Origin of the sequence: Flavobacterium piscis, from assembly GCF_001686925.1 — a bacterium.
In the GTDB taxonomy this organism is placed as follows: domain Bacteria; phylum Bacteroidota; class Bacteroidia; order Flavobacteriales; family Flavobacteriaceae; genus Flavobacterium; species Flavobacterium piscis.
The window spans coordinates 68,982-93,322 of sequence record NZ_LVEN01000035.1 but is presented as its reverse complement, the minus strand read 5'-3'; the positions used below and the strand labels follow the sequence as shown (position 1 = coordinate 93,322).

General features: G+C 33.5%; 23 protein-coding genes. 21 read left to right on the top strand and 2 right to left on the bottom strand.

Annotated features, from left to right (window positions below; all coding sequences use genetic code 11):
- Positions 1-7: 7 nt before the first annotated feature.
- The 12 genes from FLP_RS15230 (at position 8) to FLP_RS15175 (ending at position 13,070) form a co-directional block, all read left to right on the top strand.
- Positions 8-1,168, top strand: a complete 1,161-nt coding sequence (locus FLP_RS15230; protein WP_065450384.1) for a glycosyltransferase family 4 protein — start codon at positions 8-10, stop codon at positions 1,166-1,168.
- Positions 1,169-1,209: 41 nt separating this feature from the next.
- Positions 1,210-2,340 (top strand): acyltransferase family protein, encoded by a 1,131-nt coding sequence (locus FLP_RS15225; protein ID WP_165606684.1) that lies wholly within the window; start codon positions 1,210-1,212, stop codon positions 2,338-2,340.
- A gap of 48 nt (positions 2,341-2,388) precedes the next feature.
- Positions 2,389-3,561, top strand: coding sequence for a glycosyltransferase (locus FLP_RS15220; protein WP_065450383.1), 1,173 nt, complete (start codon positions 2,389-2,391; stop codon positions 3,559-3,561).
- 1 nt (position 3,562) lies between these two features.
- Complete coding sequence (locus FLP_RS15215) at positions 3,563-4,108, top strand: WcaF family extracellular polysaccharide biosynthesis acetyltransferase (RefSeq protein WP_065450382.1); 546 nt, start codon at positions 3,563-3,565, stop codon at positions 4,106-4,108.
- A gap of 10 nt (positions 4,109-4,118) precedes the next feature.
- Positions 4,119-5,084 (top strand): NAD-dependent epimerase/dehydratase family protein, encoded by a 966-nt coding sequence (locus FLP_RS15210; protein WP_065450381.1) that lies wholly within the window; start codon positions 4,119-4,121, stop codon positions 5,082-5,084.
- Between the two features lie 124 nt (positions 5,085-5,208).
- On the top strand, positions 5,209-5,952 hold the full coding sequence (locus FLP_RS15205) for a glycosyltransferase family 2 protein (RefSeq protein WP_065450380.1): 744 nt from the start codon (positions 5,209-5,211) through the stop codon (positions 5,950-5,952).
- A 25-nt stretch (positions 5,953-5,977) separates the two neighbouring features.
- Positions 5,978-6,409 carry a VanZ family protein gene (locus tag FLP_RS15200; protein ID WP_065450379.1) on the top strand — a complete coding sequence of 144 codons (432 nt, stop codon included), beginning with the start codon at positions 5,978-5,980 and terminating at the stop codon, positions 6,407-6,409.
- A complete protein-coding gene (locus FLP_RS15195) occupies positions 6,402-7,802 on the top strand; it encodes an exopolysaccharide biosynthesis polyprenyl glycosylphosphotransferase (protein ID WP_065450378.1) in 1,401 nt (466 codons plus the stop codon). Before FLP_RS15200 ends, FLP_RS15195 begins: the two co-directional genes overlap by 8 nt.
- A 17-nt stretch (positions 7,803-7,819) precedes the next feature.
- Entirely contained in the window at positions 7,820-8,008 is a 189-nt protein-coding gene (locus FLP_RS15190; RefSeq protein WP_065450377.1) for a hypothetical protein, read from the top strand.
- Between the two features lie 128 nt (positions 8,009-8,136).
- Positions 8,137-8,901 carry a polysaccharide biosynthesis/export family protein gene (locus FLP_RS15185; protein WP_065450376.1) on the top strand — a complete coding sequence of 255 codons (765 nt, stop codon included), beginning with the start codon at positions 8,137-8,139 and terminating at the stop codon, positions 8,899-8,901.
- 7 nt (positions 8,902-8,908) lie between these two features.
- Positions 8,909-11,272 carry a GumC family protein gene (locus FLP_RS15180; protein WP_065450375.1) on the top strand — a complete coding sequence of 788 codons (2,364 nt, stop codon included), beginning with the start codon at positions 8,909-8,911 and terminating at the stop codon, positions 11,270-11,272.
- 58 nt (positions 11,273-11,330) lie between these two features.
- On the top strand, positions 11,331-13,070 hold the full coding sequence (locus FLP_RS15175; protein WP_065450374.1) for a phospho-sugar mutase: 1,740 nt from the start codon (positions 11,331-11,333) through the stop codon (positions 13,068-13,070).
- A 187-nt stretch (positions 13,071-13,257) separates the two neighbouring features.
- Here the strand turns inward: FLP_RS15175 and FLP_RS15170 are convergent, their stop codons facing one another.
- Positions 13,258-13,989, bottom strand: a complete 732-nt coding sequence (locus FLP_RS15170) for a tyrosine-protein phosphatase (protein WP_065450373.1) — start codon at positions 13,987-13,989, stop codon at positions 13,258-13,260.
- 300 nt (positions 13,990-14,289) lie between these two features.
- On the opposite strand from FLP_RS15170, the gene FLP_RS15165 reads away from it, so the two are divergent.
- Positions 14,290-15,693: a sensor histidine kinase gene (locus tag FLP_RS15165; RefSeq protein WP_065450372.1), complete on the top strand. Its 1,404-nt coding sequence runs from the start codon at positions 14,290-14,292 to the stop codon at positions 15,691-15,693.
- Positions 15,694-15,704: 11 nt separating this feature from the next.
- On the opposite strand, the gene FLP_RS15160 is transcribed toward FLP_RS15165, so the two are convergent.
- Positions 15,705-16,784 carry a hypothetical protein gene (locus tag FLP_RS15160; RefSeq protein WP_243397560.1) on the bottom strand — a complete coding sequence of 360 codons (1,080 nt, stop codon included), beginning with the start codon at positions 16,782-16,784 and terminating at the stop codon, positions 15,705-15,707.
- Between the two features lie 136 nt (positions 16,785-16,920).
- Here FLP_RS15160 and FLP_RS15155 point away from each other — a divergent pair, with 136 nt between their 5' ends.
- From FLP_RS15155 to FLP_RS15120, 8 genes are all read left to right on the top strand, one after another.
- Positions 16,921-17,436, top strand: a complete 516-nt coding sequence (locus FLP_RS15155; protein WP_065450370.1) for an RNA polymerase sigma factor — start codon at positions 16,921-16,923, stop codon at positions 17,434-17,436.
- A gap of 50 nt (positions 17,437-17,486) precedes the next feature.
- Positions 17,487-18,386: a FecR family protein gene (locus tag FLP_RS15150; RefSeq protein WP_065450369.1), complete on the top strand. Its 900-nt coding sequence runs from the start codon at positions 17,487-17,489 to the stop codon at positions 18,384-18,386.
- A gap of 27 nt (positions 18,387-18,413) precedes the next feature.
- Positions 18,414-20,921: a carboxypeptidase-like regulatory domain-containing protein gene (locus FLP_RS15145; RefSeq protein WP_243397561.1), complete on the top strand. Its 2,508-nt coding sequence runs from the start codon at positions 18,414-18,416 to the stop codon at positions 20,919-20,921.
- Between the two features lie 160 nt (positions 20,922-21,081).
- On the top strand, positions 21,082-21,957 hold the full coding sequence (locus tag FLP_RS15140; protein WP_065450650.1) for a COG4315 family predicted lipoprotein: 876 nt from the start codon (positions 21,082-21,084) through the stop codon (positions 21,955-21,957).
- 132 nt (positions 21,958-22,089) lie between these two features.
- Positions 22,090-22,494 (top strand): OB-fold protein, encoded by a 405-nt coding sequence (locus tag FLP_RS15135; RefSeq protein ID WP_065450367.1) that lies wholly within the window; start codon positions 22,090-22,092, stop codon positions 22,492-22,494.
- Positions 22,495-22,502: 8 nt separating this feature from the next.
- On the top strand, positions 22,503-23,345 hold the full coding sequence (locus FLP_RS15130; protein WP_065450366.1) for a DUF5777 family beta-barrel protein: 843 nt from the start codon (positions 22,503-22,505) through the stop codon (positions 23,343-23,345).
- 20 nt (positions 23,346-23,365) lie between these two features.
- On the top strand, positions 23,366-23,764 hold the full coding sequence (locus tag FLP_RS15125; protein ID WP_065450365.1) for a hypothetical protein: 399 nt from the start codon (positions 23,366-23,368) through the stop codon (positions 23,762-23,764).
- 5 nt (positions 23,765-23,769) lie between these two features.
- The gene (locus FLP_RS15120; RefSeq protein WP_065450364.1) at positions 23,770-24,324 is read left to right on the top strand and encodes a YceI family protein; all 555 of its coding nucleotides are present in this window, start codon (positions 23,770-23,772) and stop codon (positions 24,322-24,324) included.
- The last annotated feature ends 17 nt before the right edge of the window (positions 24,325-24,341 follow it).

The window sequence follows — 24,341 nt, the reverse complement described above, 5'->3', positions numbered from 1 at the left end:
AACAATCATGAAAATAGTATTATTTACACACCCCAGTTTTGTAGGATCACAAAGTATGCCCAGATATGCAAAAATGTTAGCCGATGGCATGCAGCAAAAAGGCTACGAAGTGCTGACATGGCAACCTCAGGCTTTTTTTCATAAATTACCGTTTTCGCCCATCAAAAAATGGTTAGGATATATTGATCAATACCTTGTTTTTCCTTTAAAAGTAAAATCAAAACTCAAACATTGTTCTAAGGATACGATTTTTGTTTTTGCCGATCAGGCTTTAGGTCCATGGGTACCATTAGTAAAAACGAAACCGCATGTCATTCATTGTCATGATTTTTTAGCACTAAATTCAGCTTTAGGAAAAATTCCTGAAAATCCCACTCGAGGAACCGGAAAAATCTATCAGGATTTTATTCGAAAAGGATTTTCTAAAGGAAAGCACTTTATATCGATATCAAAAAAAACACAGGAAGATTTGCATGAATTGCACGAAGGTAAAATTTCATCCTCGGTAGTTTGTTATAATGGCTTAAACAGAGAGTTTAAAGTTTTAGATACTCATTCGTCACGCAATTCTCTGGATAATCTCTTGAATATTGATTTATCAGCAGGTTATATTCTTCATGTTGGCGGCAATCAGTTTTATAAAAACAGAAAAGGAGTAATAGAGATTTACAATGCCTGGAGAGCCTCGTCGGATGTTTTTTTGCCGCTTGTATTGGTAGGTGCCCAACCTACAGACAAACTAAAAGAGGTATATGAAAAATCTTTATACAAAAAAGACATTCATTTCGTAATAGGCCTTGATGACCAATATATTAATGCAGCTTATTCCGGGGCCACCTGCTTATTGTTTCCTTCGCTCGATGAGGGATTTGGCTGGCCAATAGCAGAAGCAATGGCATGTGGGTGTCCGGTAGTGACTACAAATCGGGCTCCTATGACAGAGATTCTTGGTTTTGCTGATTTTTTTCTAATACAGCGTAGGCCATTTAATGCATTATTAGTGGAAGATTGGAGTAAAAAAGCAGCAAATCAAATAACCAGAATTGTAAATCTTTCTGATTCAGAAAGACAGGAATGTATCGCTACAGGATTAGAGTCGATTAAAAAATTTGACACTGAATTTTTTTTAAATCAATTAGAACAACAGTATAAACTAATAATAGAATAAGAGGATTTATTTCTTTTTGCATTTTTTTAATAATGAAAATAATGAAGATAAAATTGTTCAGTCAGCCTAAAGTAGCCAATAGAAGAATTGAATTGGATTTTCTGAGAGGTTTAGCTATTTTGTTGGTTTTGGGATTACATTTTAATGCACCCACTTCAGGATTATACTTTTTAGATAAGGCGATCTTAACGGTTAAATCGTTTGGAGGAACCGGAGTTAATCTTTTCTTTGCTTTAAGCGGTTTTCTGGTAGGAGGATTATTGTTGAAAGAATTAAAGGCGACAGGAGACATCAATGCGCCAAGATTTTTAGTTCGAAGAGCGATAAAAATTTGGCCTCCGCTATACTTTCTTTTGATTGTTCATCTGTTTTCAGGCCATCATCCTATTAGTACTTTTTTGTGGCAAAATCTTTTTCATGTACAAAATTATTTTGGTTCTTCAATTAATCAAACCTGGTCGTTAGCGGTAGAAGAGCATTTTTATATATTTCTTGCTTTTTTTATATCGTATCAGGCAAAAAATCCACCAAAGAAAATCATATTCAATCTATTAATAGTTATTGTAATATCTGTGAGCTTACGTTTGGTTGCTGTAAATTATGGCTATTTAGACGCCACTTTTCGCCAGACACAATATAGAATGGATAGTTTGCTGTTTGGTGTTATTTTATCAGTAGTGCATATTTATTACAAAGAATCATTTGATCGTTTGGCTTCTAATCGGTTATTACTTAACATTTCATTTGCTGTTTTAGTACTAACAATTTTTTTCACGGTAAATAATCCGTATCTCGACCGAAGCATTGGTTATTTAGTTCAGGCCATTGGTTTTACATTACTAATTGTACAGGTCGTAACTTCTAAATCGATTCTTAAAAAAAGTATTATTTATCGTTTTATAGCATGGATCGGAATTTATTCTTATGGAATTTATCTATGGCACTCGGTCTCTGTTGGACCTTCCAAAAAAATCCAACAGATACTTTTTAATCAAGGATATAATGACCTGGTTATTTTAATTATAGTAATGCTGTTTCAGTTATCTCTAAGTTTATTTTTAGGATACGTAACATCAACCATTATCGAATGGCCTTCATTGCGTTTGAGAGATCGTTTTTACCCTTCAACTAAAAAAAGCAATAATAAAGAAACAGTTATTGCTGCAGAATAGATGAAAAATGCATCACCACGATTTAAAATTAAACAACCATAACAAGAAATGAAAGTACTCAGAGTTATAACCTCCATGAATCCAAAAACTGGAGGTCCTTGTCAGGGAATACGTAATGTAAATCCTTTTATTAAACAATTAGGTACAGAGGTCGAAGTAGTATGTTTGGATAATGCAGAGGAAGAGTATGCTACAAAAGATGATTTTATTATTCATAAAATAGGAAAAGGAAAAACCTCTTATCAATACCAGCCTTTATTATATGACTGGTTGATAAAAAACGCTTTAAAGTATGATGTGGTAATGGTTCATGGTCTTTGGCAGCATTATAATTTAATGGTTTACAAGGCAATTAATTCTTTAAAAAAGTCTTATAAAAAAGTACCAAAAGTAGTGATCATGCCACATGGTATGCTAGATCCTTATTTTCAAACTGCGGCTGACCGAAAATGGAAAGCTTTTAGAAATGAAATGGTTTGGTATTTTATAGAAAAAAAATGCATAAATAACGCCGATGCCCTTTTTTATACGTGTCAGGAAGAATTGCAGCTGGCGTCAACAACTTTTGAAGGATATAGCCCTAAAAAGGCGATTAATGTGAGCTACGGAATTCAGGCACCACCCGTCAGAAAGCCGGAATTTGATACTGCATTCTATAAAAAATGTCCTGAAGTGCTCCACAAGGAATATTGGCTTTTTTTAAGCAGGATTCACGAAAAAAAAGGAGTCGATTTATTGATTCAGGCTTACAATCAGCTTTCTATCGATAATCCCGCTCTTCCGGATTTAGTAATTGCGGGACCACATGAATCTGTTTACGGACAGGAAATGGTAAAAATGGCCGCCGAAAATTCAAAAATTCATTTTTCAGGAATGTTGCAGGGCGATGAAAAATGGGGCGCTTTCTACAATTGCGAAGCCTACTTGTTACCAAGTCATCAGGAGAATTTTGGTATTGCTATTGTCGAAGCACTGGCCTGCGAAAAAGCAGTATTAATTACAGATAAAGTCAATATTTACAGGGAGATTGAAGATGGTGGAGGAGGTTTTGTTGGTGCTGATACTTTTAATGGAATTCTGGGAATTCTAAAAAAATGGGAAGCACTGAATAAAAATGAAAAAACAGAAATGGGCAAAAATGCCTTTTCACTATATCAAAAACATTTTGATGTAAAAAGCACTGCCCAAAGATTAAACAAAGTTTTAAAATCACTTATTTAAGATGATCTATCAGGATTTACAAAAATTTACTGTACCCAAAACATTTCGCGGAAAATCTAAAATTACTGTACAATTATGGTGGATCGTACAAGGAACACTTTTTGCATTGTCGCCTCAATTTTTTTATGGATGGCGTCGTTTTCTTCTTCGGTCGTTTGGAGCCAAAATTGGAAAAGGAGTACTATTAAGATCGACCGTAAAGGTTACTTATCCCTGGAATATCGAAATAGGAGATTATAGCTGGATAGGCGAGGACAATGTTTTGTACAGTCTTGGAAAAATTAAAATAGGCAGTAATGTTGCCTTAGCACATAAAGTCTACATCAATACGGGCGGACATGAATACGATAAAATTTCTTTTGATATTTTTTGCGAACCGGTAGTTATCGAAGATGAATGTTGGCTAACAAATGATGTATATGTTGCTCCGGGAGTAACTATTGGCAAAGGTTCAATAATCGCCGCCAGAAGTTCCGTGTTAAAGAGCATGCCAGGCGGTAAAATATGTGTAGGAACTCCAGCTATTGCAATAAAAGACAGAATTTAAAATTATAAAAATGGCAAAATTTTTAATTACCGGCGGATCAGGGTTTATTGGTACCAATTTGATCAATAAATTACTAAAAGATAATCACCAGGTAGTGAGTATCGATATTAAGGAACCTAAAACAAAGGAACATAATTCTATTTTTAGAAAGGTAAATTTATGCAACAGGCAAGAATTAGAGAGTGTAATACTTTCATATGATCCGGCATATGTCATTCATTTAGGAGCCAGAACAGACTTAAATGGAAAAACATTAGAAGATTATGATGCTAATATTGGCGGAGTAAAAAATTTACTATTTGTTTTAGATCAACTAAAAAATCTTAAAAAAGTCATTTTTGCTTCCTCAATGTATGTTTGCCAGCCAGGTTATGTCCCTCAGGATTTTAATGACTTTACACCTCATACCATTTACGGAGAAAGTAAAGTTTTAACAGAAAAAAACATCACAGACTGGAATCCTAAATATACCTGGACTATTGTAAGGCCAACCTCTATTTGGGGACCTTATTTTGATGAACCTTATAATCTTTTTTTTAAAATAGTACTTTCCGGAAAGTACTTTCATATGGGCAGTAAAGCCTGCAAAAAAACGTATGGCTATATCGATAATTTTATTTACCAGATACAATCAATTATTGCTTCAAATAAAGAGCTGGTAGATCAAAAAATATTTTATTTGGGAGATTATGAGCCTTATAATATTACTTCTTGGGCAGATGAAATTGCAGGAACCAAAAATATAAAAATCCATAATGTTCCTTATTCTGTTTTTGTAATGGCGGCTTTTTTTGGCGATTGTCTGAAACTAATGAAAGTTAAATTTCCTATGACGAGTTTTCGATTAAAAAACATGACGACCAATAATTTTTTCGATTTATCTGATATCCAAAAATTGGCACCTCATTTACCTGTATCCAGAAGCAAAGGAACGAAACAAACTGTAGACTGGATGGTGGAGAATTATAGTATATAATAGCAGCTCCAATTTCTTAATACATTTTTTCAATTTACGATTGATAAGCTTTTTTATGAAGAAGCTTATCAACTCTTCATGCCTATCAGGTGTTCAGCCAATAATTTGTAATAATAATATAATTATGAAAGTTTCTATAATCACTATTTGCTACAATAGAAAAAATACTATTGCCCAATGTATAGAAAGTGTTTTAAATCAGAACTATACCAATATTGAATACATTGTCATCGATGGGAATTCTAAAGATGGTACAAAAGATATCATTCAATCTTATGCTGATAAAATTAGCCAATACCTTTCAGAACCTGATAAAGGGATGTATGATGCCATCAATAAAGGATTGAAAATGGCTACGGGAGATATTATAGGTTTAATGCATTCTGATGATGAGTTTTATGATGCTGGTGTTGTCACTAAAATTGTAAGCGCTTTTCAGCGAAATAATCAGACTGAAGGAATTTACGGAGACGGCATATACGTGAGTAACGATGCCGAAGAAAAAATAATCCGCAATAGAATAGGAGGAGACTTTGTTTTTGAAAAATTAAAAGTAGGCTGGCTTCCTTTACATCCCACTGTTTATTTGCGAAAATCTGTGATCGAAAAATTAGGAGATTATGATTTGAACTTTACAATTGCTTCGGATACTGAATTACTGCTCCGCTATTTATTTGTGAATAAAATAAAATTAGTATACCTGAGTACCTATGTTGTCAAAATGAGAATGGGCGGATTAAGCACTTCTTATAAAAGAGCTTTTGAAGTATTGTATGAAGATTATCGTATTTATAAACATCATGGTTTATCAGCATTTAGAGCTGTTTTTCTGAAGAAATTAATAGCGCTGAAACAATATATCAACTAATCTTTCAATTACCTCATTACCAAGAATGAAAATAAAAAATGCGCGGAAAAAGAGTATCATTATTCTTTTTTTGCTTGTATGTACCGGTAGTATTTTTTACTACTCATGGATTCACAATCCAGGTTTGGAAACCGAAACTTATTTGCCCCTTTGGATCAGGAATTGGAGTAATGAATATTTTAATTTACGAACTGCTGTTCCCTTTGTAGCTCTGGGCTATTTATTAGAAGTATGGCAAGGACTTTCTAACGCTGCAGCTACCCAATCTCCTTTTCGATTAAAAAGCATAATAATAACTGCAGTAGTGGTTTGCATGGCAGAGGGCGGACAGTTTTTTATAGCAACGCGTCAACCGGATTTTATGGATATTTTCTTCGGAATTTCAGGAGGTATTTTGGGTTGTTTAGTGTATCATTTAATTCAAAAAATCAACTTTTTATTTAGTAAAAATGCGTAACAGACATAAATTTACTTTTATTTTTTGCAGTATCCTTTCTGATTTTTTTGCGATAATCGGAGGCATATTTCTTTTTTTCAACTTTACAGAAGAAGCTTCTGTGCAATGGAATATTTTTGTTGTTGAAAACAGTTATCTCTTTGCTGTAGTGGGATGGTTAGTGGCAGCCTTGTATTTTAATTTGTACCGACTGGATACTATTTTTAGCCTGACTACTTTTTATCGCAACAGTTGGCGAGTATTTTTAAGTCAGTGTATCTTATGGCAGATTTACCTTCTTGTTTTTCAGGGTGCCAGTGAATATAGAATGGCAATTGGAGCTAATTTGCTGCAATTTAGTTATTTGCTTTTTTACCTTTTATTGTCCAGGATTGTTTTTACGCTGGTTTTAAATAATATTAAAAAGTTCATAAAAAAACCTTTTATAGTAGCCATTTGGGGTTTTAATACCACGAGTATACAATTGGCTTCAAAACTAGAAAGCAACGCTTATTTTTATGATTTCCCCGGAATTATAAACGATATCAACGAAGAGATTTTTACAGATAAAGCAACTTTTGGAGAAGCCCTGTCAAATGCTATTTTGAGAGCTTCAGGAAACGGTATTCAGGAGTTGTACATTGTAGTAAAACCACAATTTATAGACGATTTGAATGGCTATTTTGAATTGGCAGACCGCTATTGTATGCGTTTGAAATTTGTTCCTGATTTATCTACAATTTCAAAGTCTTCTTTCAGCAGTTCTAATTTCGAAAATTTTCATGTTATACGTCCTCGTTATGAACCCTTGCAAAACGCATACAATCGATTGGTCAAACGGGTATTTGATATCGTTTTTAGTTTGTCAGTTTTGATTTTAATATTATCATGGCTGTATCCGTTAATGGCTATAATAATCAAAAAGCAAAGTAAGGGACCTGTTTTATTCAAACAGCTTCGTACAGGGAAAAAAAATGAAGCTTTTTGGTGTTATAAATTTAGAAGCATGACTGTTAATAGTCAAAGTGATAGTTTACAGGCTCAAAAACAAGACGCAAGAGTTACACCCATAGGAAAATTTATTAGACGAACTAGTATTGATGAACTGCCTCAGTTTTTTAATGTTTTATTAGGAAACATGAGTGTCGTAGGACCCCGTCCTCACATGCTCAAGCATACGCAGGACTACAACGAACAGATTAATAATTTTATGGTTCGCCATTTTGTAAAACCGGGAATTACCGGTTTGGCTCAGGTTTCAGGTCATAGAGGAGAAACGAAACAAGTCTCGGATATGCAACGAAGAGTAAAAGCTGATATTGATTATCTGCAAAACTGGAGTCTCATAAAAGATATTAAAATTTGTGTTTTGACCATAATTGTAACCCTGAAAGGGGATGAAAATGCTTTTTAAACTTAAAAAAAAATGTTATGAATATTACCCTTATCTCTTATTTAGCTGGTTTCATTTCTGGCGTTTCTATTGCTGGTTTTTTTATTGGCAAGGAATTGTATCGTTTTTATGTAAAAGACAAAGTGCAAAAAAAACAGCTGCACCGTTTGGCTAAATTGAATGACAACATGAAATCGAAACAAAAATTCCAATTAGAATCCAATTAATTGATTAGTACGTTCTAATCAATTGAATTTATACTTCTCTAAGTATTCCGAAACTGCAATACTAGTTCTGTCTTTTTAACCCCATAATTTATTATTCCCGGAATTTTAAATTACTTAAACAATCTATTATGAATCGAGTATCCTACATTTTATTTCTTATCGTTATTTTATTTTCGTCCTGTGCATCAAAAAAAGATATCATCTATTTTCAGGATGCTGCTGGTTATGCTTCAGTTCCAACTTCTATCAAAGCTGTTTTAGTGCAGCCAAATGATATTTTAAGTATCCGGATTGGCGCGCTGGTTCCGGAGACAGCAGTACCTTATAATATACAAACAGGAAACGCCGCAAACAATTCTACATTAGATATGCTAAAAGTTCAGGGCTATTTAGTGTCTCCTGACGAAACAATTGTACTGCCTATTTTAGGATCTGTTAGTACAGCGGGATTATCTGTAACCGATTTAGAAACAAAGATTAAAGGAGCACTCGAAAAGGGAGGACATTTAGTAGATCCTACCGTTGCAATTCGAATTTTGAATGCTAAAGTGACCATTCTGGGCGAGGTAAAAGCACCCGGAACTTATACCTTTTTAGAGCAATCACTATCTGTTCCGCAAGCCTTGGGTTACGCCGGAGATTTAACCATAAGTGCCAAGCGAAATGATATTTTATTAATTAGAGAATCAGAAGGCAAGAGAATAATGATGAGTGTGGATCTTACAACAGTAAACTGGATGAACAACCCACAATATCAGATTCGCCAAAATGACGTATTAGTTGTGAATCCCAATACTGCAAAAGTAAAAACGGCCGGATATATTGGCAGTACAGGTACTGTACTTACTATTGCTTCATTGATACTAAGTTCTATTATATTATTAACCAGATAAAAAGCTCATGCATACAGATAAAAATGAATATTTTGACCCAATAGAAGACGAGAATTCTGTACAACTAAAACAAATGTTAAGTAAATATTTAAGGTATTGGCCTTGGTTTTTACTTACCATTATAATAGCACTTTTTAGCGTTTTTGCCTATTTGAGATATGCTGACGTTGTTTATAAATCACAAGCCAAAGTAAAATTATTGGTAGATAAGGAAAGCTCGAATTTTACATTAGATGTAACGAAATTATTTAATAAGTCAAACATTAATTTAGAAAACGAAATCGCTTTGTTTAAGTCGGTTCACCTATCAGAACAAGTCGTTAAGAATTTAAAACTGAATGTAGAGTATTACTATAATTCTACGGTGAGATCGAAACAAATCTATAATGCTCCCTTTATTGTGAGCTACAATGAAGATATAACAAACCTAAAAGCTGCTTTGCAATATACGATCAAGGTAACGCCAACAGGATATAACATTTTAGATGTTTTATCGGGACAAAAGTTTGAGATTGCCGGATACAATTCAGATAAAAAAAATGCCCATTTGCCTATAAGCATAAAGCCGGCCTTAGGATCAGACATTACAAAAAGTGTCGATATGAGCTATAATGTCACGCTAAAACCACTGAATGAGACTGCATTAGAACTCAGTGATGCATTCGAAATTGATGCCGAAGGAAAAGACAGTGACATTCTTTCGATCTCTTTAGAAGGAACCAATGGCCCTCAATCAGAAGCAATTATCAATAATTTAATTCATGTATTTGAGGCAGATGGTATTACAGATAAGCAAGAAGTTTCGCGTAGGACAATCAATTTTGTCGATGATCGTTTTGTTTATTTAAGAAAAGAACTGGACTCTATAGAAAGTTCTAAAAAAAACTACAAGAAAAGCAATAATTTAAGTTTTATTCAGGAAGATGCCGGTTCAAGTATTCTCCAGAAAACAGCAAAGGAGCAAGCCTCATTTGATATAGAATCTCAATTATTATTAGCGGATTTACTTAAAAAAAGTATCGAATCTCAAAAAGCATTTGAACTTTTACCGGCAGATATCGGCATACAAAATCCTACAATCAATCAATTGGTAGCGGATTATAATACTGCTGTTTTATCTTATCAAAAACTACAAACAAGTGCAGGAAGCAATAATCCGGCTATTCAGCTTTTGGTTACTACACTAGTAAGCTTAAAGAACAATATTATCAATTCTGTAAAAGGTTTTAAGCAGCAACTAAAAACCACTCTGGTTCAGAGCGAATCAGCTCAAAAAGCAGCTGACGGAAGTTTTGCTTCTATTCCTGAAAAAGAAAAAGTTTTGCGTAGTATTGAACGTCAGCAAAACCTTAAAGAAAGTTTGTATTTATTATTGCTTCAAAAACGTGAAGAAGCTTCGATCAATTTAGCCGTTACCGTGGCTAATACTAAAATTATAGATTACGCTATTACAGATATTTATCCCGTTTCTCCAAAAAAAGCTAAGATTGTTTTGATCGCTTTATTTTTAGGTATGGTGATTCCGTTTAGTATTTTATTTGTAATTTTTAAATTAGATAATAAAATATATACCGCAACAGATGTCGAAAATATAGCAGGCAATATCCCTATTCTGGTAGAACTGCCTTCGCTAAAAGAAGATAAAAATTCCCAAATTCAAAATTTAGAAGCTTTTAGGACTTTAGCCCAAAATACTAATTTTATTACGCCTTACAGCGAGGATAAAAAGGGGAAAGTAATATTTGTTACTTCATCTATAAAGGGAGAGGGAAAAACGTTCGTTTCTTACAATTTAGCGACCGCTTACTCACATCTTGATAAAAAAGTAATTGTTATAGGTGCTGATTTTAGAAATCCACAATTACACAGAAACTTAGATAATATAAGTAAGGACACCAGAGGCTTTAGTAATTATTTGCATGATAATACTTTACATTGGAAAGATTTATTGCTTAACAATGGGGATAATGAATTTTCTTTTGATCTTTTTTTATCCGGACTTATACCTCCAAACCCAACCTTATTATTATCCAATGAGCGTTTTGCAAGTTTTATTGATGAGGTAACAGCAGCCTATGACATTATTATATTTGATACACCTCCAACCTTATTGGTTAGTGATACACTTATGATTTCTAAGTATGCAGATACCACTTTGTTTGTTTTACGTTCCGGATTTACAGAAAAAAATCTGTTGACTTATTCTAAAAAACTATTTAAGGATAAAAAAATCATCAATATGGGGTATGTACTTAACGATATTGATTTTAGTTCAAGTTATGGTTACGGATACAACTACGGTTATGGTTATGGTTACGGAAGAGAAGCAGAAAAAAAATCATGGCTCCAAAGATGGAAAAAAAAGAAATAATCGAAATTGTAGTAGAAAAAGAATGCAATTCTAAAAAAATAAAGTAACAGCAATCCAAATGAATTTAGCGATAGGTATTTTAAAACAAGCACAAGAATGGTTAACACCCGTTTTTGATCAGGAAACACAAGATAAAGTAAATGAACTGATTGCTTTACAACCCAAAGAATTAAAAGAAAGTTTTTATAAAAATCTTGAATTTGGTACAGGCGGAATGCGCGGCGTAATGGGGGTTGGTAATAACCGTATTAACAAATATACGCTGGGCAAAAGTACACAGGGATTATCTAATTATTTGTATAAAGTATTTCCGGACCAAAAGCTCAAGGCGGTTATAGCGTACGACTGCCGTCATAATAGTGATACACTGGCCAAAACCGTTGCTGACGTTTTCTCAGCCAATGGCATTCAGGTATATTTGTTTTCCAGTCTGAGACCAACGCCTGAATTATCTTTTGCTTTAAAATACCTCAATTGTCAATGCGGGATTGTACTTACAGCATCACATAATCCACCGGAATATAATGGGTATAAAGTATATTGGGAAGATGGCGGCCAAATTGTTCCGCCTCAGGATGCACAAATTATAAAAGCCATCGAAGACCTGAAATACGACCAAATTAAGTTTGAAGCAAATGATGATTTAATTCAGTATATCGATACCGAAATAGATGAGGCTTTCGTGAAATCATCTGTTCAAAATGCCAGTTTTAATACTACAAGTGAGGCAAAAGATAATCTGAATATTGTTTTTACCTCTTTGCACGGGACTTCAATTACCGTTTTACCAGATACATTAGCGTTGGCAGGATATAAAAATGTACATATTGTTGAAGAGCAAAGAGTACCAAATGGAGATTTCCCAACGGTAAAATCTCCAAATCCAGAAGAACCGGAAGCCTTAACAATGGCCCTGGCATTAGCAGAAAAAACCAATGCTGATATTGTTATTGGCACTGATCCTGATTGTGATCGTTTAGGAGTCGCGGTTCGCGATAATGACGGAAAAATGACTTTACTGAACGGAAATCAGTCCATGATTTTAATGACCGCCTTTTTATTAGAAGAATGGAAAAAAGTGGAAAAAATAAACGGGAAACAATTCATTGGTTCAACCATTGTTTCGACACCAATGATTAAAGAATTGGCAGCAGCTTATGGCGTTGCCTATAAAAGTGGTCTGACCGGTTTTAAATGGATAGCCAAAATGATCAAAGACTTTCCTGAACTCGAATTTATTGGCGGCGGCGAAGAAAGCTTTGGCTTTATGGTAGGAGACAGCGTTCGCGATAAAGATGCGGTTGCAGCAAGTTTACTAATTTGCGAAGTAGCTGCCCAGGCCAAAGCGAATAACAGTTCTGTATACAAAGCATTATTGCAGCATTACGTAGATTTTGGTTTTTATAAAGAACATTTAATTTCTATTACCAAAAAAGGAATCGACGGATTGGCTGAAATCAATAAAATGATGGTCAACTTAAGAGAAAATCCTTTAAAAGAAATCAACAATCAAAGAGTAGTGCGGGTTGAAGATTATAAATCATCCGTATCCTTTAATTTACTTAATAACCAATCAGAAACGATAAACATGCCCAAAGCAGATGTCCTGATTTATTATACCGAAGATGGATCTGTAATTTGCGCAAGACCTAGCGGTACTGAACCAAAAATTAAATTCTACATCAGTGTGAATGAAGAATTAGATACCATAGAAAATTTTAAGGTTACAGAAGATCTGCTGAACGAAAGAATAAACAATATTTGCACTTCGATGCAATTAGAAAAAAAGACAAATTAATTCTAAAAAAAAGATAAAAGGTTTTTAATTAAAAAGTTAGTTTGATTGAAGGTTGCAGATTATTGGTCAAAAGTAAAATGCGATTTAGTTATTTATTGTTAGTAAAAAAAGCTGTTCATAATCGAACAGCTTTTTTTTTGCCTTTTTCTGGATGCTTCAGGAGTTTTTATAATAAATATAGATTGAGCTATAAAAAGAGTGTATTGTTTTCCAGCAAACGTTCTATTTTCTTTTTGTCAGGAATCTTAAGAGGTACTGTTTTAAATTGATTAATTTCAGTCTCACTATGAATATCTGATCCCGTAAAATCATACAAATCATTATTAAGTAACTCTAGCGCCTGGCGTTGAATACTTTTTCCGTAATATCCTGTTAATGAAAGTAAGTTGAGTTGAAAATAGACTCCGGATTGTTTTAATTTTTGATACTTACTAATCGAGTTATGAAGATAAAGATAACGTTCAGGATGCGCTATAATTATGTTATAATTTTTTGATTTTAACTCAAACAGCATTTCATACAGATTCAGCGGATTATAAAATAAATTGAATTCTATCAAAAGATAATTATGAGTCAGACATAATAATTTTTCGTGATTGCTTTTTTCAATTAAAGTATCATCTAACATATACTCGCTTGCATGCCCTCTTAAAAACATCTTATTACTATCGTTTTTAAGAGCTATTTCATAAGCCTCTTTGATACTTTCAGAAGTGTTATTCCAGATCCCGCTAAAAGTATGCGGGGTGGCAATAGCAGCATGAATACCAAGTGCTTTCATCTGAGTTATTAAATAGCTCGTTTCTTCGGGGGTTTTAGCACCATCATCAATACCTGCCAGTAAATGGTTATGAATATCAATATAGCCATCAGGTAATATTTCCTGCAGATAAAATTTTGATTTAAATATTGAAAACATAAAGTATTTTTTTGCTTCAAATTTATTTACGCTTCTTCTTCAAACAATTATTAAAAAAGGACATTAAAGTCTTATTCAGGACATTTAAATCTTGTTTAATTAAATGTTATCCTGTTTGAATATTGAAATTTACAACCTGATTTAGCGGGATTTTTGCAGCTTCATTGTATTAAAAATAGAGAAATTCTATTGTAATAAATCTATTAATGAATGTTGTAAAATACTCGAAACTTCGGGAAAGATTTTAGCTAATAATAAGGCGTTTCACTTACAAGTTCTTCTAATAACCCCCAATATATAATGTTCAAATTCTTACCATTAGATCCAAATACAGTTATATTATTTTTTCTTGAAAATTTATTTATATCTATTATCATTTTTAGCTATTCATTTTCCAATGCTACAAGTGACAGCAAGAAAATTTTAAATCATTTTGGCCGTGCAAAATTACTATTAACCGTTGGCTGGATACTCATTCTTTTAAGAAACGTTATACCTGATTTTATCTCAGTAAATATTGCCAATACGATCATTTTTATAGCCTGTTTTTATGAAACGATCGCCATGCTGGCATCGCTTAGGATAAAATCAAAGAAACGTTATCAATTGCAAATAGGCATTACTATTATTGCAGCTGTCATATTCAATGCTGCAATACTATTTGAGGCGGCAGTAAATACCCGTATTTTAATAATGCTACTGGGAATATTTGCTATTTATTTGCCTCCAACAATCAGTCATTTTAACGAAAACAGGTATAATTTTTTCCGAAATTTCTATGCGCTTTGCTACGCCGGATTTGAAGTTTTGCTATTTGTAAGGGCTATTTACTGTTATTTTAATCCGCAAAATTTATTTTTTGTCAATAGTACGTTAGACCTTTTGTACAGTATAAGCTTATTTTTATTTGCTCTTATTGGTACAGTTGGATTTTTATTATTGATTAAGGAAAAACAAGACCTTAAAATTCAGAAACTTTTAGACGATAAAAACATCTTTTTTTCTATAATTGCCCATGATTTAAGAGGTCCATTGGGCTCATCAGTAGCACTTTCAAAACTATTGATAGAGGATGTAAAAGAAAGCAACCTTGCAGCAATTAACGAAATTGTAGAAGTGCTCCATCAATCCAATAAAAATATTTACAAATTACTGGACAATCTATTAGAGTGGTCCAGAGCACAAAACGGAATGTTGGAATACAGTCCCGAAAAAATTACCCTGAACGAATTAATTACCCAAAATATAGAACTCAATCAAAATGCAGCACTTAATAAAAATATCGATCTTTTGTTTGAATCCACTGAAAAAGTAGAAATTGAAGCAGATAAAAATATGATCGACACAATTGTACGCAACTTGCTGAATAATGCGATTAAATTTACTGGCGAAAATGGTAAAATTGCAGTTAAGGTGCAAAAGAAACATCAAAATGCCGAAATATCAATAACCGATAATGGCATTGGAATTCCTGATTTGATCAAAGAAAAATTATTTAAAATCAACGGAAAAGTGATCCGCAGAGGAACAGATAATGAAATAGGAAGCGGAATGGGATTACTACTTTGCCGTGAATTTATAGACAAACATAAAGGTAAAATCTGGGCCGAAAGCGAATTAGGAAAAGGCAGTACTTTTAAGTTTACTTTGCCTTTGCAAATACCCAAAAAAAAGTCAGGCCTTCATCCATCAATTAGTTTATAACCAATTGATTTTTATTTTTTTTCGAAATAAAGATACTGTGTGCTATTGCTTACATCGCGTAATCTTATTTGCGAATTATTAAATTCAAAAAGTTTCCAGCTATGATTTAATTTACCCATTAATTCAGTGCTAAAAGTGAGTTTCAATTCGCGAACGTTATTCTGTACGCTAGTTTCCCATTGACCTGTTTCAGACATGGCCCCTTTTGTAGCTATTACAGATTTATCACTTTTAAAAACAAACGAATACCCGTTGTAAAAGAACGTTTTATCTGAATCATAAAAATAATAAGGAATTATCCAGGAACCTTTTGTTATGGTTGCTGCAAAATCCAGCGAAACAATATTGTTTTCCGGGCAGTAATCAATAGCATATTTTATGGCATTTTCGAATTCTAAATTAGTATTAATTGATTTAGGCTGATCATTATAATCTGCTACCGAAATAGGATATTTTAATGAAATATACTGACTGCTGTTTAGATTTTTTATAAAATTAAAAAAAGCCTGATCACTTATAATAGAAACTGAACTTGCCATTTGATTGGCACTGTTGTAAGTATTAATCGTAATGGGATAGTTGATCTTTAGTCCATTAATTTTGGATAAAAGATCAGGATACATATTCCAATAATCAATTAAGGTATTAAAATCCGCTTCATTAGGAATCAGTTTTTCGATGTAATTATAGTACACCATTGTTACCGGAAAATCTATTCTTACAATATCATCATCATAAGTACTTGCATTGATATTATCCAGTACTTTTTGATAATCAGCTGTAGTACTTAGTGCGATTTGCTGGCTGTTTACCGTAACCGTATAGGGTAATTTTATTGTACAATAACTAGATCCGTCTATGATATTATCCTGTACTGTAGGCACCATAGCAACCCTTTGCAGATAGGACGTAAGCGGAGAAACATTTGTAATTGTTCCCTGCACATTATAATCTCCCTCATCTATCTCACTTTGACAAGACAGCAAGAGCAGAACAACGGCAATTGATAAATATTTTTTAAAAGGGAACATATTTAGATTTTCACAAATGTAATAAAATTTAAAGAAACTAGTTTTTAATAAATTCGACATCAGGGTTTTCATTTTAATCTTTATACTAAATTATCAAATGGTAATAGCATTTATACTTTTATAAAACAATAAGTTCTTCTTTTACCCTACTTGAATTAAAAACAAATACTTTTGCACATTCCAAATTAAGAGATAAATGCCAAATAAAAACGAATCAAATACCTGTGATGAACTGATTTTTTCGTCTTTTTTTAAAAGTCAGATCAAGTCGCTTCGAAATTTTCTTTTTTACAAATTTGGCAATATGCAACAGGCCGAAGATCTGGCGCAGGAAGCCTTTGTAAAACTTTGGCAAAATTGCAGTGCTGTTCCGCTGGAAAAAGCGAAATCGTATATTTATACTATTGCAAACAATAGCAGCCTGAACCAAATTGCACATCAAAAAGTGGTTTTGCGGTATGAAAAAAACTTTACCGGTTTGGATAAAACAAACGAAAATCCGGAGTATATCCTCGAAGAAAAGCAATTTCAAACAAAGCTCTTGAAAGCCATTGAAAAACTCAATGAAAAACAACGTACAGCTTTTTTAATGCACCGCATTGACGGCAAAAAATACAGCGAAATTGCACTGGATTTAAATATTAGCGTAAAAGCCGTAGAAAAACGCATTCATCTGGCTTTATTAAGTTTACGTAAAGAAATTGATCTATAAAAGTAGGGTAAAATTAATTTTAATTGTTTTAACAATATAATACCAATACAATGAAAAAAAATCACTTATTGGCCAAATGGCTCAGCGATGATTTATCAGAACAAGAATTAGCTGAATTTAAAGCTAGTCCGGATTTCGAAAAATACCAAAAAATAAAGAACTACACCGCTCATCTTGAAGTAGATGATATGGATGAAAATACTATTTTAGCCAACATTCTTAAACAGAAAAAAGAAACTCCAAAAGTGATTCCGTTATCTCAAAATTGGATCTTTCGTGCGGCCGCTATTTTTGTTCTGGCACTGGGAGTTACTTTTGCTGTCAAAAATTTTGTGCCACAAATTCAAACAGCCAATTTTGGAGAAAGAAGTACTTTTTCGCTTCCGGATAATTCTGAAGTAGTGTTAAATTCAGGTTCTGAAATCAATTATAAAAAATGGAACTGGGACAACAACAGGCATCTGGAACTACAAGGCGAAGCTTATTTTAGAGTAGCCAAAGGTAAAAAGTTTGAAGTACAGACCAGTCTGGGTAAAGTATCCGTATTAGGAACTCAGTTTAATGTGAAAGCCAGAAAAAATAGATTTGATGTCATTTGTTATGAAGGACGTGTAAAAGTAAATTACGGCAATGCACAAATCATTTTAACACGCGGAGAAAGCGTTACTTTCGAAAATGGAAAACAATTCAGTACTCCCGTTAAGTCTTCTAAGCCAGAATGGATCGACAATCAAATTTGTTTTAATAAAGAAAACATTAAAAGTTTGTTAGACGAATTGGAAAGACAATACAATATTACTATAGAATTAAACTCGAAAGATACTACTTCGCTGTTTACCGGAAAATTACCTACTAATGATTTGAATGTAGCTTTAAATATCATTAGCACAACCTATCATTTAGAAGCAAAAAAAGTGGCAAACAATAAAATAATATTTGACAAAAAATAAATGCTGCGCCCCAAACCATTTCATTTTTTGATTTTGATTTTTTTTCTTGTTCTGAATCTTTCTGCTCAGAACAAAGGAAATGCTATACCCTTAAAAAAGATATTAATTGAAATAGAACAACAGCATCAGGTAAATTTTAATTATACCGAAGATAATGTTGCGGGCCTGGAAGTAGCACCACCAAAAAAAACACTTTCGCTGGAGCAAAAATTGCAATATCTGGCAAAAAAAACGAATTTGGCTTTTGAAAATATTGGAAACCAGTTTATTAATATTTATAAAAAAGAGAAAGAAGCAATACGAATTTGCGGTAATGTTTTTTCAGGTACAGATAAAAAACCTATTGAAAATGCCAATGTTACTTTAGCCAACAAAGCTCAGATTGCTACAGATGCAAAAGGCTATTTTGAATGTAACAAAGCCGATGCAAACCTGTTAATCATTAGTCATGTGGGATTTATATCGAAAAGAATTCTGTTGGGCAAATCAGACGCTGAAAATTGTATTCAAATAGTATTAGACCCCGAAATTACACAACTTGAAGAAATAAAAGCCAATGCTATTCTGGCTTCGGGAATTTCAAAAAATACCGATGGATCATTTGAAATTAAACCCAAGAAATTTGGTATTCTTCCCGGGCTTATAGAACCGGATGCTTTGCAGACCATGCAGCAAATACCTGGGGTAAACAGTATTGACGAAAGTGTTTCCAGCATTAATGTTCGCGGTGGCACACACGACCAAAATTTGTTTTTATGGAATGGGATACGAATGTTTCAAACGGGACATTTTTTTGGTTTAATATCTGTTTTTAATCCCAATCTGGCACATACTATTTCGATTTACAAAAACGGAAGCTCTGCTTTTTACGGAGAAAGTGTTTCTAGTGTTGTGGCTATTTCCTCTACTGCCGAAAACACAGAGAAAAACGCTTTTAGCGCAGGAATCAATATGATTAATGCCGATGTTTACGCCAAGTACAATGTTTCGAAAAAGAGTTATATCGAAATTTCGGCCCGTAAATCGATTACTGATTTTGTAGAAACACCAACGTACAGGGAATATTTTAATAAAGTATTTCAAAATACGACCATTACTGATTTTTCTAAAAGTCAGAATATTGATTACCAAAGTGATAAAAAATTTGGTTTTTATGATGCTACACTAAAATATGCTCAGAAAATTGGAAGTAAAGACCAAATAATTCTGGATTTAATTACCATCAAAGACAATCTGGAGGTTTTTCAAAGTGCCACTATATATGACATGAACAGATCTGAAGACAATGTTTTACGCCAGCAGAATTATGGAGGAAATTTGTCATGGAAAAGAAACTGGAACAGCTTTAATACGACTAAAATTAATGTGTATAACTCTTCTTATGAACTTTTGGCCAACCAAAAAACGACATTTGGCGATCAGGTTGTTATTCAGGAAAATACAGTAAACAATAATGGTGTTAATTTAGAAAACAACCATATTATTAGCTCTAAATTTAGTTTAAACGATGGTTATCAGTTTAACGAAATGGGGATTACTAATTTAGAGCAGGTAAGCAATCCTGATTTCTACCGTAAAGTCAAAGATGTATTAAGGACGCATGCTTTTATTGTAGAAGGAAAGTTTAACGATACACTTTCACGCATCTATTTTAAGGCAGGAACCCGAATTAATTATATCGAAAAATTTAAGAAATTTATTGTAGAACCGCGCATGCAGTTGAGTTACGGCATAAATAAAAACCTGAATTTAGAATTGCTTGGCGAGCTAAAAAGCCAGAACTCACAACAAATTATTGATTTGCAAAAAGATTATTTCGGCATCGAAAAAAGACGTTGGATTACCTCAAATGACAGTACTATTCCTATTCAGAGAAGCAGGCAGATATCCTTAAATTTATTCTACAAAAAGAACGACTGGCTGCTGGATATCGAAAGTTTTTATAAAAAAGTAAAAGGCATTACTACCTCCAGCCAGGGATTTCAGAACCAGTTAGAATTTGTTAAAACAACTGGTAACTACGAAGTTTGGGGAGCAGAAATGCTGATTCAGAAAAAAATGAATCATTTTTTAACCTGGTTAAGTTATACGTACAACCACAATAATTATCATTTTTCTAATTATGAATACCCAAGTTTCCCCAACAATTTTCAGCTGATGCATACGGTTTCGTGGGCAGGAATTTATGAGAAAAATAATTTTAAAATAGCTTTGGGCACAAAATGGTCCTCCGGCAGGCCAAAAACTTCACCGGATCTTTCTCAAATTGATCTTTCGGATCCTGTATTGGTTTACAATAAACCAAACAATACCAATTTGCACATTTTTTCGCAGGTTAATATTTCGTCTACTTATAAGTGGGAAACGGCAAAGGGAATTCAATATAAAATTGGACTTTCTATCTTAAATATACTGAACAGACGAAATGAAATCAGCGAATATTACAGAGTAAGTTCACTTTCAAATTCTATTGAGGAAGTCGAAACATTCTCACTCCAAAGAACTCCAAATCTGAGTTTTAGGATTTCATTATAGCCTGAACTATCTTGTTTTATTAAGGCTTCTGCACTTTTTTTTTTACTTTTTTTTCAAAAAAATATAATTCTTTGGTAGGGTAATCTACATCAAGGCTGTTTTACTATTGGATCCAATTAAACGAGGAAAAAATAACTCCCTTAACCTAATCAAAAGAACAATGAAATTAAAACAAATTAAAATCGCCCTTGTTGCTCTTGCAGCGACAACTTTTTTTACAAGCTGTAACAGTGACAACAATGATACTACTCCAACTGCCGAAGTAAAAAAAGAAGTAAGTCTTTCTACCAGTGCAACATTAGGCTCTTATCTTTCTGATAAAGACGGAAGATCTTTGTACTATTTTTCAACAGATGCAAACGGACAAGCTTCTTGTACTGGTGGATGTGAAGCTGTATGGCCTGCTTTTGTGGTAGATAATTTAACGGCAGATAAAATAGGAACAGGATTAACATTTTCAGATTTTGCTACCATAACTACAGCATCCGGCAAAAAACAAGTAACCTATAAAGGATGGCCTTTATATTATTACGCACCAAGTGTAAACGGAACCAATACTGCAGAAGCAGCCGGTAAAACAACCGGAGACGGAGTTGGCGGTGTTTGGTTTATTGCAAAACCTGATTACTCGATTATGATCGTAAGAAGTCAGCTTGTAGGACATGATACTAAAAACTATAAATCAGATTATACTGAAGGAGATGGTTTGACTACTTATTTTACAGATGCTAAAGGAATAACGCTGTATACTTTTAAGAACGATAATTTCAAGAAAAACAATTTTACAAAAGCAGATTTTTCGAACAATGCGATTTGGCCAATTTATGAAACAGATAAAATCGTAGTTCCTTCTGTACTTGATAAATCTAAATTTAGTGTTATTACAGTATTTGGGAAATCTCAATTGGTTTACAACGGCTGGCCTTTGTATTATTTTGGACAAGATGCAAACGTACGAGGTGCCAATAAAGGAGTTAGTTTTCCTGCTGTTGGAGTTTGGCCGGTAGCGATAAAAGATGCTCCGCTGGCGATATAAAAAAGGTCTATTTTTTTTTAAGGAAATTTCAAATTAGTCCAATTTATACCGGACTAATTTGAAATACTTATAAAGTAAAATCCTGGTATACAACTTCATATAACCGGATAAAACAGCATTTAAAATCTATTTATGAAAAGGAAAAGAATAACACTAATAATTGTAGTCTTGCTTTTGCTGATTCCTGCGGGCTATTATTTTTATTACGGATTTCTTTATAAGGAAGCACGCAATATCGCATCCGAAATGCCGGATTTTAGTCTTACAGCAGCAAAATTAAGTAAAGACTATACCTCAAATCCACAAAAAGCAGATTCATTATATCTCAATAAAACTATTGAAATAACGGGTGAAATTACCAAACAAACAGACTCTGTGATCCTCCTTGAAAGTACTGTTTTTTGTCTTTTTACTCAAAAAATAAAAGAGAAAATTACCAATAAAAATGTGACGGTAAAAGGAAAGTGCATAGGTTATGATGAGCTTTTTCAGGAGATTAAACTAGATCAGTGTACCATTAATAAACAAAACAATTAATCAATTTTATGAAGAAATTTTTAATCCCAATCTGCCTTTTTTTGGCGACGATGGCTTATTCGCAAGAGGATCTGCTCAAAGATCTGGATTCGACTCAGGTAGAAGATAGTTATGCTGCAGCAACTTTTAAAGCATTACAGGTTGTAACGTTACAAACAACAAAAATGGCAGCAAAAAAAGAGTTCTATTTTGTAGTCTCACATCGTTTTGGTACTGTAAAAGATGGTTTTGATAGTTTTTTTGGTCTTGATAATGCAACCACTAAGCTAGGGGGAATTTATGGCGTTACAGACTGGTTATCGGTCAGTCTTTCCAGACATACATTAAACAAAATGTACGAGACCGGATTAAAATACAGAATGGCGAGGCAAAATGCCAATTTTCCTGTTGACATTGTTGGATACAGTGTTGCCGATATTAATAGTTTTTTAGAAAAAGACCAATATCCAGGACTGGAATTTAAGCACCGCACGACTTATGTACAGCAGTTATTGGTGTCAAGAAAAATTAACGAAAGGCTATCTCTTGAGCTAGTACCTTCTTTTATTCATAAAAACCTTTACAATCCGACAATCGAAAATGATAATCAATTTTCATTTGGAGGCGGCGGTCGCTATAAAATCACCAAAAGATTATCTGTAAACTTAGAATACATGCACAATTTTGATACTCCTGGTTTTTATGAAAATCCTTTGTCTGTAGGTCTTGATATAGAGACAGGCGGGCATGTTTTTCAATTGATATTTACCAATTCTCAATCAATGAGCGAGAGCGGATATCTTACCAATGCTTCCGGCAACTGGGGTAAAGGAGATTTCTTTTTTGGATTTAACTTATACAGAGTATTTTAAAAACTATAAACAGACACATTATGAAGAGATTAATAGCAATAACAATTTTACTTTTTGCACTAACAAGCTGTAGCGATGCCGATACTTATCAGGATATCGAAACGCCTCCGGGAGCAGTAACACCTCCGGGAACGGGAACGCCCGGGACTGATCCGGTGGTGGCAACCAGCTACACTAAAAACGTAAAATCAATTATTGATGGCAATTGTACAGGCTGCCATCAGGCAGGAAGATCTGCAGGTTTCAGGCCTTTAACGACTTATGCCGAAGTAAAAGCTGCGGTTGAAAATGCTGGTTTATTAAACCGTATTCAACTGCAAACAGGACAACAAGGGATTATGCCGCAAGCAGGAAGAATGTCTCAGGCCAATATTGATGTAATTGTAAAATGGAATACTGACGGACTTAAAGAAAATTAATTATTATGAAAAAACAACTTATAAATTTCTTTGTATTACTACTGATAATAGTTGTCAATACAAATGGATTTGCGCAAAAACTGATCACAAAAACAGGAAATATAAAATTTCAGGCTACAATGCCTTCTTATGAAGAAGTGGCTGCCGAGAACAAAAGTGTATCTGCTGTTTTAGAACAATCAACAGGCGATTTTGCGGCTTTGGTTCTTATAAAAGGTTTTCGTTTTAAAGTGGCTCTGATGGAGGAACATTTTAATGAAAATTATATGGAGTCTGAAAAGTTTTCGAAAGCAACATTAAAAGGGAAAATAGAAGATTTTGACAGTGCAAAAATCACAAGCACAGCTAAAAATTTTACCTTGAAAGGCGATCTTACTATTCACGGAAAAACAAAACCTGTTACGGTAATCGTAAAAATTTCAAAAGCGGCCAACGGAGTTAATGCCATTGGTGCATTCGAAGTAAAACCTGAAGATTTTGATATCGAGATACCAAGCATGGTTAGAAAAAAAATTGCGGATAAAATAAAAATCAGCTATAATTTTTTATTGGTAAAATAACACTGTCAGTAACTATT